Origin of the sequence: Mucilaginibacter sp. CAU 1740, from assembly GCF_039839285.1 — a bacterium.
Classification (GTDB): domain Bacteria; phylum Bacteroidota; class Bacteroidia; order Sphingobacteriales; family Sphingobacteriaceae; genus Mucilaginibacter.
This window is the reverse complement of the sequence record NZ_JBDOQS010000010.1, coordinates 239547-252799: the sequence shown is the minus strand read 5'-3', so window position 1 is coordinate 252799 and position 13253 is coordinate 239547. Positions and strand designations below refer to the sequence as shown.

Genomic DNA, 13253 nt, shown 5'->3' with positions numbered 1-13253 from the left:
CTGTATTAAGTTAATTTGATACTTTGGGGCATACGCTGTAAAACAGCGTTTTTCCACAAAGTGTACCCGGTACTGCTTAAATGCAGCCCGTCTTTATCATAATATTCCCTCACCGGCCTACCCGAACTATCCATCATCTGGTTAAATATATTTACAAACTGCCAGTTTTTGTGGCGGTGTATTATCTCGTTTTCAATAAGGCTGTTAGTGTACCTGTACTTATCAACAAGCGGCCAGCGGGCAATGCTTGGCTTTAATGAAATAAAATAGCAGGGGATATCGCCAAACAGCCGGGCTACCTCTTCGGTAAGCTGCTTAAAAAAAATAAAAACTTCTTCGGGATTGCGGCCGTCGCCCAGGTCATTGTCGCCGGCGTAAATTACCATGGCTTCCGGATTGTAGGAGTGCATAATGCGCTCAAAAAACCATACGCAGGCCGCAAGGGTTGAGCCGCCAAAGCCAAGGTTAACCGGCTGAAATTCGTCAAAATCAGCATCGAGCGTGTTCCATAACCTGATAGACGAGCTGCCGTAAAATATAACGCGTGGTACGTAGTTAAGTTTCGTTCGCTTAATTTCCAGTTGCTTCACATCCTCTTCGTACCAGATCATATTATTTATTAAATGGGGTATTTCAATTTTTAACGCGCTAAAGATAGCATTATGACCTGCAAGTTAAATCGTTTTAACAAAAGAATGATGTTAAACACATAATATTTTTACTCGCCTTCGGCTGCTTCTTCGCCTTTTGTACCCAGTTCAACAATATCGCCTTTTTTAAATAAGATGGCTTGCAGCGTGGTACGCCAAATGGGTTTCTTGCGTAATAAAAATTCCAAATCCATACCAAAGTGTTTAAACTCTTCCTGTTGGGCATTTTGCATAATGGCTTTGGCTTGTTTATCTTTTTCTACCGAAATGCGCTGCTCGTACCAATTAATGGCCTCAGCTTCTTCGGTAAGTGAAACTATCATGCGGGCAAAGGTTCGGGTTTCTTCAGATAGCTCTGAGGCCGGTTCGTGATATTGATCAAATGACATAATGTTTGTTTTTGAGATACAAGCATTATTGGGGTGGTTTTGTTTGAAATTTATAACACCACGTCATTGCGAGGCACGAAGCAATCGCGAACTATACAGAGTGGACCTGCCTATGTGCGATTGCTTCGTACCTCGCAATGACGACTTTTTGATACCTCACTTCCCCTCCCCGTGCTTCCTGATCTTTATCACCACCAACTTTGATGTTGGCGTATTACTCTTCTCAGCAACACTATTTATCGGGATCAATACATTGGCTTCGGGATAATACGTAGCTGTATTGCCTTCAGGAATATTGTATGGCACAATTACAAACAGACGGGCAACGCGCTCAACACCATCATCATAGTTAAACAGATCAACCTTATCGCCCGATTTTAAGCCTGCTTTAGCCATATCCTTTTCATTCATCAATACTATCCGGCGCTCGTTGTGGATACCACGGTAGCGATCATCAAGACCGTAAATGGTGGTATTGAACTGGTCATGACTGCGGATGGTGGTCATGTGGTATTCACCTTCGGCCAGGTTATGCTCAGGTAGCGGGGCAATATTGAAAGGTACTATGCCGCCGTTTGTATCGGTTATGAACTTGCCATCCCGTGCTGCGTTGGGCAGGTAAAAACCACCAGGCAAGCGCACCTTCTGGTTATAATCTTCAAAACCGGGGATCACCTTGCCAATTACATCTCGCACTGCATCATAGCTTTTGGCATATTTATCCCAATCAATAACCGAGCGGCCGCCTAATGTAGCCTTGGCCAGGTTGCAAACGATCTGGTTTTCGTTCATCAAATGCTCAGATATCGGCTTCAGTTTCCCCTGGGATAGTTGCACAACGCCCATAGAATTTTCGCAGCTGATAAACTGGTCTTCACCATTCACTACGTCCTTATCGCTGCGCGATAAAGTGGGCAGGATCAAGGCCTCCTCACCATGTACTAAGTGACTCCGATTTAATTTGGTTGAAACATGTACCGATAGTTTCAGCTTCCGCATGGCCTGCGCGGTGAAAGCAGTATCAGGCGTAGCAGAAAGGAAATTGCCACCCATAGCGAAGAACACTTTCAGTTTACCCTCATCCATCGCTTTGATGGATTCTACTACATCATAACCATGCCGGCGGGGCGGTTCAAAGCCAAACACTTCTTTCAGCTTATCCAGCTGTTTGGGTTTGGGCTTATCCCATATCATCATGGTGCGGTTACCCTGCACGTTGCTGTGCCCGCGTACCGGGCATAGGCCTGCACCCGGCTTGCCAATGCTGCCTTTAAGCATGGCCAGGTTTACTATCTCTTTAACCGTGGCTACGCCATTTTTATGCTGGGTAATGCCCATGGCCCAACAAATAATAATGCGGCTTTTGTATTTGATCAGATCAACGGCCTGTTCAATTTCAGCAACTGTTAAACCGGCACGTTTAGCGAGGTCAGATAGTTCGTACTGTTGCAGATCGTTAATAAAGGCCACATAATCCTTCGTGTTAGCTTTAATAAATTCGTGATCAAATACTCTACCGGGGCTACCCAGTTCATCCTGGTAAAGCAATTTTTCCATGGCTTTAAGCAGGGCCATATCACCGTTTATTTTTACCTGCAGATAGAGATCGGCCAGGTGGGCGGTGATACCCAGAACACCTTTTACTTCCTGCGGGTTACGAAAACCCATTAGCCCGGCTTCGTGAAGCGGATTTACGGCAATGATCTTAGCGCCTTTCTTTTTGGCTTTTTCAAGCGCCGTAAGCATCCTTGGGTGATTAGTGCCTGGGTTTTGCCCCATGATCAGGATCACATCGGTATCGTAAAAATCCTCAAGCGTAACAGTGCCCTTGCCAATACCAATAGCTTCGGCTAAGCCAACGCTTGTGCTTTCGTGGCACATGTTGGAGCAATCGGGCATATTATTGGTACCAAACTCGCGTACAAATAATTGATACATAAACGAGGCCTCATTGCTGGTACGGCCTGAGGTATAAAACGCCGCCTCATCCGGCGAAGCCAAGGCATTTAACTCATCGGCTATTTTTTTAAAAGCAAAATCCCAGCTTACGGGTGTATAATGCGTAGCGCCTTTAGACAGATAAACCGGTTGGGCTATCCTACCCTTTTTACCTATCTCATAATCATTGAGCTTCGCCAGATCAACAATCGAATTTTTAGCGAAGAAATCGCCGGTTAGTTTTTTTGTCGTAGCTTCTTCGGCAAGGGCTTTGGCCCCATTTTCACAATATTCCGCAACGGGCGAGCGTTCATCATCGGGATCGGGCCAGGCACAGCCCGAGCAGTCGAAACCTCCTTTTTTGTTCATATGGAACAAACCTTCCATACCACGCACCAAGCCTGCCTCCTCCAAAATATCGGCCATGGCATGCGCCACCGCCGGGATACCCGCGGCCCATTTTCCGGGTTCGGTTACTTTGAGTTTTAGCAACTCTTCGGGGTTTTCTGCCGCCGGTTGTTCAGTTGGCTTGCTCATACTTTTTTTGCCGCTAATGGGTTAGGATAATTATCGCTTTGGTCCTCGGCAACTTCATCTAAACAGGTAAAATCTTTTTCAACCAGTAAATGCAGGCTGCCATCTATGCCTTCAAAACCCACTTTATTTTCATCGGCAAGGCCTTCAACCAAGTCCTTGGGCACATAAAGCATAATGGCATTATCCTTATAAACTGCCGAAAGTTGTTCTTCATCAGTCAGCTTCAGGGCATACGTAAAAGCCTGATTAATAAAAGCCGTTCTTTCCTGTATGTAGCCGTCCTCAGTCAGTTTTACCACATCGGTTTTGGTAAGCCTGTATCGCAACGAATTGCCTTTTATCCTTATTTTCATGGGGGTTTTATTTTTGTGCCGATGATAGCCCATTTAAAACAGCTTCATCGGCCGGAACCATCACCCGGTGTGCGCCGGTGTATATGTTAAAACGCTCATCGCGCAAAAATCCTATCAGGGTGATATTAAATTCTTCGGCCAATTGTACAGCCAGGCTTGATGGCGCACCCACAGCCGCAATGATGCTGATGCCTGCCATAGCTGCCTTTTGTATCAACTCAAAACTGGCCCTTCCGCTTAACACCAGTATGGTTTGTTGCAATGGTAGCCAGTTGTACATCACGGCCGCACCAATCAGTTTATCTAAAGCGTTGTGCCTGCCTACATCCTCTCTTAGTAATACCAACTCTCCCATAGGAGTGAACAATGCCGAGGCATGTAATCCTCCCGTATCATCAAAAACACGCTGGTGACGGCGCAATAAATTCGGTAATTGATAAAGTAAAGCGCTGTGCACTATCGTTTCATCAGGTTGCCCGGTAAATGAACTAACCGTGCGGATAGCACTGATAGAACCCTTGCCGCATACCCCGCAACTACTGGTGGTATAAAAATTTCGTTCTGTATTTTGAAGATGCGGCTCTACGCCTGGTTCAAGGCTTAACAAAATAGTATTCTCTTTATTTTCGGCGCAGGCAATAAAACTATGCTTAGCCGATTGGATGCCGTCGGTATTTTTGATAATGCCTTCGGTAAATAAAAAACCTGTTGCCAACTCGGCATCATGACCGGGCGTGCGCATGGTTACCGAGATGTTTTGTACCTGGCGGTTATCCGTAAGGCCATATTCCAGTTTTATTTCCAGGGGCTCTTCTATAGCCAAGGTATCTTCGGCACGGATACTTCGGTTTCTGTTTACTTTTACGATGGGAATATTTTGGGTGGATACGGCCATAATCAAATATACAACTAAGGTTCAGGGTTTGTTTACTTCGCTACGGTTTACGTTACAAACGTAAACCCATGTTAAGCACTCATCACAGATGAGCGCAAGATAGTAAGCGCCTACGCTTACTGTGTATTTGTTTTACGTAAGCGTAGACGCTTACTTTTCGAATGGTTCGAGCGAGGACGCTCAAACCTGCATTTGAGAATAGCGTTTATTAAATTAAATTCTTACCTGCTTTTATAAGCTAATTTGAATATTTTTGAAATATGAAGATCAACGTACTGGCTTTTGGTGTGACTAAAGAGATTTTTGGCAGTAGTGAAGTTAGCCTTGAAATGACCAACGATGCAACTATCTCCAACCTAAAATACCTGCTGGAGCAGCAATACCCACGCCTAAAACAGCTTTCATCATACATGGTAGCCGTTAATAACGAGTATGCCCTACCCGGTGATACTATCCACGAGCGCGACGAAGTGGCTATTATCCCGCCTGTAAGCGGAGGATAAATTCAGTTTGCAGTTATTAGTGGGCAGTTTGCACCGTTAGTTGCAGAAGCAGTTTTGGGTTGCAGTTTGCTTATTTTGATGCTCCTATCTATTCATAAAATATCATTCACTAATGCCTATCAGAAATGCCACTTTGGCTGACCATTCCGCTATATCCGCATTGCTAACGCAATTGGGTTATCCGGGTACCGAAGATTTTTTACCTGCTAACCTTGAAAAAATGTTAGGCCAATCACAGTCGAGAGTTTTGGTTTATGAGGATGAAGGAACGGTTGCCGGTTTTATTGCTATTGATTTTTTAACGCAACTGGTTGTTAAAGGCGACTTTATCAGGATCAGTTGTTTTTCGGTAGATGAAAATATCCGGGGCAAAGGCATCGGTAAAGCATTGGAAGATCACATTACCCAACTTGGCAAAGAGCGCAACTGCGACCGCATAGAAGTGCATTGCCATACCCGCCGGGTAGATGCCCATCGTTTTTATTACCGGCAAGGCTATGTTGAATCGCCCAAATACCTGATGAAATCGCTAATTGAACAAGCTTAAACTATTGAATTTTGAATACGCAGATATTACTATCGGACAAAACACTCAACATCCAATCATGTATCGATTGGATCATGTCGCCCGAATCGGGAGGCATAGATGTGTTTATTGGCACCGTGCGTAATGCCACCAAAGGCAAAAAAGTTTTAAAGCTTGATTTTGAGGCCTATGAACCGATGGCCATCAGCGAGATGAACAAGATAGCTACCCAGGCTTTTGAGCGCTGGCCGGTTCAAAAAATACTCATCCATCATCGTACCGGCTTATTACAAGTTGGAGAAGTGCCTGTAGTAATTGCCGTTTCGGCCGCTCATCGCGATGCAGCCTTTGACGCTTGCCGGTATATTATTGATACACTTAAACAAACCGTGCCCATCTGGAAAAATGAAAGCTTTGAGGATGGGGATATTTGGGTGGCGGCGCATCCGTGAGTTGGGTATATAAAATTCAACGCAGCCGCTTGGCTCCAGCCGAGTGGCAATTACCACAAGGCCTCTGGCCTGCGCACCTTGCAATACTGCTCCGGCGGCCAGAGGCCGCTTCAATAGTTGCCACTCGGCTGGAGCCGACCGGCTGAGGTAAGTCAATTACTCAATGCCCATTCCCCTAATCCCCCTTCCAACGAAAACACATCAGCGTCAGGAATACGTTTCATGATTAGTTTGACAGCCTCATCACTTCTTTTACCCGACGAGCAGTAGAGCACTTTGGTATTGGCACTGGCAAAATAAGCCAGATATTCTTCAAGTTCATCAAGCGGGATATGTGTACCGCCAATATCAAAAACGTCACGTTCCTGCAAGGTGCGTACATCAATCAGTTCAAGGGTATCATCATGCAGCATCTTTTCTTTCAGATCGGCAGCATTGATAGTTGGAATAGCAATGGTTGTTTTTAAGCGCCTGATATGCGTTTTGGTAACCGGGCCAATTTTAAAAATGCGGCTTTGCATAGTTTGTGCGTCAAAGATCAGCACTTTACCAGCCAACAGATCGCCGGTTTTAGTGATGTATTTGATAACTTCATTGGCCTGCATACAGCCGATGATACCGGCCAGGGTTGGGATCACCCCGCCCTCTGTACAGTTAGGGATCTGCGTTGCGTCAACATCAGAAAACAGATCACGGTAATTGGGCGAATTGGTACCTTTTCCTGTGTCTACATTCCATACGGCAACTTGGCCTTCAAACTGGTAAATAGCGCCGTAAACCAACGGCTTTCCACTTAAAACGCAGGCATCATTAAGCAGGTAACGGGTTTCAAAATTATCGGTACCATCCAGCACAATATCATAACCGGCTATAACCTCCATCACATTATCAGAAGTTACTTTTTGAGTGTGTGGTATTAGTTTAATGCCGGGATTTTGCAGGGTAAGCCTTTCGCAAGCAACTTCAGCTTTATTTTTGCCTTCATCGGCCGGGGTATATAATACTTGCCTGTGCAGGTTGCTGATAGATACCGAATCGTAATCGGCAATACCCAATGTGCCTATACCGGTTGAAGCCAAGTATTGAGCGGCAGGGCAGCCTAAACCACCTGCTCCTACTACTAACACCCGGGCTTGCTGTATCAGTTGTTGAGCCTGGTTGCCAAAGCCCGGCAGGGCTATTTGGCAGCTATATCGTTGTAAATCCTCATTCATTAGTGGTAACTATTTTAGTGTGGATCATTGATTTTACTTTTTCCAATTCTTCGGGCGTGTTTACATTGGTTAAAGCCTCGAAATTGGGCGCATTAAGCAAGGTAATGTCACTATTGATCAAAACTTTGCGCGGGCATGAATTTCCCTGTGCCAGGAATGATAACAGTACCTGATAGCTTTTAGGTTCCCATATAGCTATCAAAGGCTCCGGAAAATCAGTAACCGGACTATGATAGGCCGTAGCCACCGACGAAATATTACGCCAGGCCACCAGGTTACGCAATGTAGCCTCATCCATTAAAGGCAGATCGCAGGCGATAACCAGCCATGCGGCATCCGGTTGTTCTCTAAAGGCTGAAAGGATGGCTCCAAACGGCCCCAAACCGGTAAAAGTATCTTCAATAACTGGGTATGCCTGGTCAATTTCCTGTCGTTGTCCTGGCCTGCCCGAAATGTAAACATCTTTACAAAAGTTTTTCAGCATATCGGCCATGTAGTAACGTTGCTGTTTGCCGTGCCATGCCGCTGCGCCTTTATCAAAACCCATCCGGGTACTTTTGCCGCCTGCAAGCACCAATCCGTTTAAAACGGGTTTGGCCTGCTTTAAAGCATCGTCGAAAAAAGCGATAATATTTTCACGGTCATCAGCTCGCAGTACAGGAACCTGCTGCCAGTGCGGAATAGCTTCCCGGACAAAATCAGGGATCTCGTTCGCGTTATCAGCCAGCAAAAACAATTGTACATCGGTTAACTGCCCCAGCCGTTTTTGCAGCGAGGCTGTTTTATTAATATCGATGATCACCACCTGTTTTTTAGCCTGCTGATGGTTACCGTTAACCAAAATCAGATCGGCAGCAGAAAATTGCTGTTTAAGCTGATACGGGTAGATTGGATTGGGGTAATTGAATTGCTGATGATTGATCTGGTCAGTATATTCTAACGAAGCACCGCCTGCTAAGCGCCCCGGCAATGAAGTAAAATCATCACTATGTGAGGTATCCACATACGCACACTTATAAACCGGCGAAAACGCCCTGATCACGTCATCAGCCAGCAGCTTGATCACCGTACACGGGCCACCTACAATGGCCCACTCATTACGGCCGAAATTACCTGTTGATGGTTTAGCCAGTTTGGCATGTTTACGATGCCCTTTATCTGATTGGTTATGATCGTTTAAAATCACGTTTACCTCCTGTTTTTGCTATCAGTTTGGTTTCTTTTATCACAATATCATGGCTCATGGCCTTGCACATATCATAAATGGTTAGCGCGGCTATTGAAGCGCCTACCAAAGCCTCCATCTCTACCCCTGTTTTGGCGGTAATACTTGCTGTACAATCAACAACTACCTCCTGCTGTTCGTTAATTTGAACGCTGATATTACAGTTATCCAAACCCAGCGGGTGGCAAAGCGGGATCAGGTCGCCGGTTTTTTTGGCGGCCATAATACCGGCTATAATAGCCGTTTGAAAAACAGGCCCTTTTTTCGATTGCAACTCATCGCCCGATAAAAGTTCAAAAACTTCGGCAGGTAAAATCACAATGCTACGCGCGGTGGCGGTACGTTGCGTAACCTGCTTTTCAGTTACATCAACCATATTGGGGTTGCCTTGTTTGTTTATGTGGGTTAACATTATTTTTTTTGGGGATTACACCGATTGATTTTTGATTACACCGATTCTTTTTCAGCTGATTATTTTTTTCTGGGATTACACAGATTTATAGGGTGATTACACAGATTTCTTTTTAGTTGATTGTTTTGATTTTATTTTTGCTTCATTTAATTCTATTCAATCATTTTAACCGTTTTAATCCATCATTAAATAAATCAATCTTTAAAACCCTCCAAAAAAATCGGTGTAATCAAAAATCAATCGGTGTAATCCCAGCAAATAAACACCTCACCCTTCTTAAACTCGCTCCTTTCCAATGGCAGTTCTAAAAAAGCTTCGGTACCGGCTAAATTAGCAAAATCGCCCGAACCATTTCCTTCCACGGGCATGGCTATCAGTTGAGCCTGCTCGTTGCTTTGTAAAGTTACCTGTAAATAGTACTGTAATTCGGGCTTAAAAGTAAAATCACGACCTAACGCGGCGTAAGTTACTTTTTTGGAAGGCAAGCTTAATGTGGTATTAAGCCAGGTTAAAAAGTAGCGGTGCAGGCACATAAATGTTGCTACTGGGTTGCCTGGAAAAGCGAATACCAGCGCGCCCTCATCGCCATACCTTCCAAACCAAAATGGTTTACCCGGCCGCTGGGCTACTTTATGGAATAGTTTTTCTACACCCAAATCTTCTAATGCCTGCGGGATATAATCAAACTTGCCCATCGAAATGCCGCCGCTTAACAGCAACACATCGTAGTTTTTGAGGCAATGTTGTATTTTTTCTTTAGTGATAGCCGGATCATCTGGAATGTGCAGAATATCGGCATCTATGTTATGCTTTTTCAGTACCGCCTTTACCGTGTAGCTGTTTGATTTTCGGATCTGGTAGGGCGATGGGGTTTGATCTCCATCAACCAATTCATCGCCCGACGAGATGATCATTACCCGCGGCATTTTTTTCACCAGCAAATGGGTTTTGCCTATCGATGCCGCCAGGCTAATGATGACCGGGCTAACAACTACGCCTCCTTTTGCTACCAAATCGCCTTGTTTTTTATCAACTCCTTTTAGGTGGAGGTTTTGCCCCTGTTTAATTTCTGCTGAAAGCAATGTTGCCTGACGTTGATCTATCTTTACATCCTCGTAACGCACAACTGTATCTACCGATGCAGGCAAAACCGCCCCGGTCATGATCTCGATGCATTCGTCTTCCTGTTCTATATTAACAGGTTCGTCTCCGGCTGCTTGTGTGGCTTTGATCCTAAATGTATCGATACCATTTTTTATGGCCGAATATTTTAGCGCGATGCCATCCATGGTTACCCGGTTAAAAGGCGGCAGGTCACGGTCGGCTTTCAGATCTTCGGCCAGTACATAGCCTAAAGCCTGCTCAAAAGGGAGCAATTGGATACCATAATCCCTTATTTGTGAAAGCACCAGTTTTTCGGCCTCGGCAACGGTTGTCATATTTTATATTTGGATTAACGGCTACCCTCCTATGGTTGCCATCGATTCGTGGATGCCTGTTTGGGCTGCTCTTGTTCGCTCAGCTTCCCAGCCATCTTTTGGCCGGTGCTTAAAGGCTTCCTGCAATATATTTCGTAATCTATCGTCCTCTATGCCCTCTCTCAGCAAATCTCTTACATTAAGTATCCCATCATCATACAAACAGGTTTTTAATTGCCCCTGCGGAGTAATGCGAATGCGGTTACAGGTACCACAAAAGGTACGGGAGTAGGCTGCAATAATGCCTACACTACCTTTATGCCCCGGAATTTGATAATTGTAAGCGGTTGAATTTGCCGGATCATCCAGTTTTTTGATCTGCGGATACTTTGTTTTGATCTCATCCAAAATCCTCACATAATCCCAATGCAGGCCATCGTAAACATGGCCATCGCCATTAAAAGGCATCTCTTCAATAAACCTTACGCTTACCGGCAAATCTTTGGTTAGCTCAACCAATGGCAAAATGTCCTGCGTGTTTTTGCCATCCATTACCACAGCATTTATTTTCACCTCCATATCGTGGTGCAACATAGCTTCCATAGCGGCTATTACGTTGGCAAATTCATCGCGGCGGGTTATGGTAAAAAAGCGATTGGCATCTAAAGTATCCAAGCTGAGGTTCACCGAGCGGATGCCTATCTTTTTCAATTCGGGAACGTAAGGGGCTGTTAATACGCCGTTGGTGGTAAGGCTCAATTCTTTCAAACCATCCAACCCGGCAATAGCCGTGAGCAATTGCATAATATCTTTACGCACAAAGGGCTCGCCGCCGGTAATTCGAATTTTTTCGATACCCATATTTACCATTACCCGGCAAACATGCAGCATCTCTTCGTAACTCATCAACTCAGCGCGCGATAACCAATCAAGTCCCTCTTCAGGCATGCAGTAAAAACAACGCAGGTTGCATTTATCTGTCACCGCAAGGCGCAGATAGGTTATTGGTCGGCCGTGGTTATCAATCAGCAAAATAGTTTCCTTTACCCGGTAAATTTAATCAATAAACATTGGTAGCATGTTAAAGTTTATACATGCTTAAGGTAAAAATAATCAATACCGTAGGGAGGAGCCTTAATGAATTACATTTTTTATTAAACCATTAAAGCCAATGGTAGTCCTATTTTAAACTAATAGATAATTAAAAAAACTAAAAGAATGATAAAAAATACACATAAGTATCAAAAAATCAATTCGTTATCAATTATCACACATAACTATAACTTTAATTAAGTACTTACCGTAATAAGGGATACATCTGCAACCTGGCACTGTAATCGGGGAATCCCCTAAACCCGGAATAAAATAAAAACGTTGCAGAAATTGTGATAGCTGATTTGATAACCAGCTTAAATTATATCAGCAGCACAATCGGCCTATCTTAAACAGTTTTTAAATGACAGGGATCATTATTTTAGCCGCGGGGGCATCAAGCCGTTTCGGTTCGCCAAAGCAAAACCTTATCTACCAGGGCCAAACCCTGTTACAGCGCGCCGTTCAAACAGCGTTAACCTGTCTGCATTGCCAAAAAGTTATTGTGGTACTTGGTGCCAACGAAGGCGTTATCCGCCCCAACATATCCGACCAAATGGTGCATATCACTTATAATACCGATTGGCAGGAAGGCATGGCCTCATCAATACGTTTGGGTGTAACCGAAATGCTACGATTGGAACCACGCGTAACATCCATTATTTTGATGCTGTGCGATCAGCCTTTTGTTGATCCTTTCCTGTTATCGCAACTAACTGATAAAAATGAGCATAGCGACTGTGGCATTATAGCCAGTAGCTACCGCGATGTGGTGGGTGCCCCGGCTTTGTTCGATGCTAAATATTTTCCCGAATTGCTTCAATTAAAAGGACAGGAAGGCGCAAAAAAAATCATCGAGGCGCACCCCGATGACACTTTAACTATTCCTTTCCCTTTAGGGGCTATTGATATTGATACTACCGACGACCTGGAAAGATTAAACCAGGCCGGCTAATTTTATAATTAGGCCGAAGCTACCAGCTTGTTTACGCTACGATAAACAAACTCGGTAAAAATATGCCTGCGTGCAAAACGGCCCGGCGAATCGGCATTAACTAATTTAACGTAAACCGCTCTCGGCACGTCAAAATATTCGTACGCGTTGCCATCCAAAAACTCAACTTTTAATACCTGTTGCTTGTATTCAAAATCGGCAATATTTGATTGCGTGGTGGTTGCTGTATATTCGGCTAAAGTTTGCGCACGGGTTTCGGGGGCTATACTTACCAAAAAATGGTAGGCTTCAATAATGGTTTTGCTTTTTTCTTCAGCCTCAACCCTACCCTCATCCTGAAACCTGTCGGGGTGCCAGGTTTTCATCAGGCTTTTATATACTGACCTTAATTCGCTTAATTCTGCTGTTTCGGTTACGCCTAAGAGTTTCCTGTAGTCGACAATTTTTTTCATGCTGATTTATTAGTTATTTCCGTTGAAAGCCAAGCGTGTAAATGATAAAATGCTGGCTTTTAGAAAATAACGGCGCGAAGGTACGCTTTTTAATCGAGGAAAAATGAGGAGATTTAATTATGGTTTTGTTAAGGGATTGTGAGGATGGCAAGGAAGGCAGGGAATCGGCCGTGGAGACACGGCCTTGTGGGGTAAGTTGTAACTTCAATTACTCTCCCACGCAAGGTCGTGTATTCATGACC

15 protein-coding genes are annotated in these 13253 nt (G+C 44.4%); 4 read left to right on the top strand and 11 right to left on the bottom strand.

The features are described from left to right. Positions 1-5 precede the first annotated feature (5 nt). The 5 genes from AAFN85_RS21585 to fdhD form a co-directional block, all read right to left on the bottom strand. A complete protein-coding gene (locus AAFN85_RS21585) occupies positions 6-611 on the bottom strand; it encodes a GDSL-type esterase/lipase family protein (protein ID WP_347529717.1) in 606 nt (201 codons plus the stop codon). A 107-nt stretch (positions 612-718) separates the two neighbouring features. After that, entirely contained in the window at positions 719-1039 is a 321-nt protein-coding gene (locus tag AAFN85_RS21580; RefSeq protein ID WP_347529716.1) for a hypothetical protein, read from the bottom strand. Between the two features lie 156 nt (positions 1040-1195). Beyond that, entirely contained in the window at positions 1196-3514 is a 2319-nt protein-coding gene (locus tag AAFN85_RS21575) for an FdhF/YdeP family oxidoreductase (RefSeq protein ID WP_347529714.1), read from the bottom strand. Next, complete coding sequence (locus AAFN85_RS21570) at positions 3511-3867, bottom strand: hypothetical protein (RefSeq protein WP_347529713.1); 357 nt, start codon at positions 3865-3867, stop codon at positions 3511-3513. The genes AAFN85_RS21575 and AAFN85_RS21570 overlap by 4 nt, the downstream gene beginning before the upstream one ends. A gap of 7 nt (positions 3868-3874) precedes the next feature. Continuing rightward, positions 3875-4762, bottom strand: coding sequence for a formate dehydrogenase accessory sulfurtransferase FdhD (fdhD, locus tag AAFN85_RS21565; RefSeq protein WP_347529712.1), 888 nt, complete (start codon positions 4760-4762; stop codon positions 3875-3877). A gap of 260 nt (positions 4763-5022) precedes the next feature. Between fdhD and AAFN85_RS21560 the strand changes: the two genes are divergently transcribed. From AAFN85_RS21560 to AAFN85_RS21550, 3 genes are all read left to right on the top strand, one after another. Beyond that, a complete protein-coding gene (locus tag AAFN85_RS21560) occupies positions 5023-5265 on the top strand; it encodes a MoaD/ThiS family protein (RefSeq protein ID WP_347529711.1) in 243 nt (80 codons plus the stop codon). Between the two features lie 112 nt (positions 5266-5377). Continuing rightward, positions 5378-5812 carry a GNAT family N-acetyltransferase gene (locus AAFN85_RS21555; RefSeq protein ID WP_347529710.1) on the top strand — a complete coding sequence of 145 codons (435 nt, stop codon included), beginning with the start codon at positions 5378-5380 and terminating at the stop codon, positions 5810-5812. Positions 5813-5823: 11 nt separating this feature from the next. Then, the gene (locus AAFN85_RS21550) at positions 5824-6243 is read left to right on the top strand and encodes a molybdenum cofactor biosynthesis protein MoaE (protein ID WP_347529709.1); all 420 of its coding nucleotides are present in this window, start codon (positions 5824-5826) and stop codon (positions 6241-6243) included. A gap of 152 nt (positions 6244-6395) precedes the next feature. Here the strand turns inward: AAFN85_RS21550 and AAFN85_RS21545 are convergent, their stop codons facing one another. The 5 genes from AAFN85_RS21545 to moaA form a co-directional block, all read right to left on the bottom strand. Next, entirely contained in the window at positions 6396-7457 is a 1062-nt protein-coding gene (locus AAFN85_RS21545) for a HesA/MoeB/ThiF family protein (protein WP_347529708.1), read from the bottom strand. Beyond that, complete coding sequence (locus tag AAFN85_RS21540) at positions 7450-8643, bottom strand: NTP transferase domain-containing protein (RefSeq protein WP_347529707.1); 1194 nt, start codon at positions 8641-8643, stop codon at positions 7450-7452. The genes AAFN85_RS21545 and AAFN85_RS21540 overlap by 8 nt, the downstream gene beginning before the upstream one ends. Next, the gene (moaC, locus tag AAFN85_RS21535; protein ID WP_347529706.1) at positions 8624-9094 is read right to left on the bottom strand and encodes a cyclic pyranopterin monophosphate synthase MoaC; all 471 of its coding nucleotides are present in this window, start codon (positions 9092-9094) and stop codon (positions 8624-8626) included. The genes AAFN85_RS21540 and moaC overlap by 20 nt, the downstream gene beginning before the upstream one ends. Before the next feature lie 236 nt (positions 9095-9330). Next, entirely contained in the window at positions 9331-10533 is a 1203-nt protein-coding gene (locus tag AAFN85_RS21530; RefSeq protein WP_347529705.1) for a molybdopterin molybdotransferase MoeA, read from the bottom strand. A 21-nt stretch (positions 10534-10554) separates the two neighbouring features. Next, complete coding sequence (gene moaA / locus AAFN85_RS21525) at positions 10555-11544, bottom strand: GTP 3',8-cyclase MoaA (RefSeq protein ID WP_347529704.1); 990 nt, start codon at positions 11542-11544, stop codon at positions 10555-10557. Between the two features lie 424 nt (positions 11545-11968). On the opposite strand from moaA, the gene AAFN85_RS21520 reads away from it, so the two are divergent. After that, the gene (locus AAFN85_RS21520) at positions 11969-12559 is read left to right on the top strand and encodes a nucleotidyltransferase family protein (protein WP_347529703.1); all 591 of its coding nucleotides are present in this window, start codon (positions 11969-11971) and stop codon (positions 12557-12559) included. Between the two features lie 8 nt (positions 12560-12567). On the opposite strand, the gene AAFN85_RS21515 is transcribed toward AAFN85_RS21520, so the two are convergent. Further along, a complete protein-coding gene (locus tag AAFN85_RS21515) occupies positions 12568-13011 on the bottom strand; it encodes a KTSC domain-containing protein (RefSeq protein ID WP_347529701.1) in 444 nt (147 codons plus the stop codon). Positions 13012-13253: the final 242 nt, after the last annotated feature.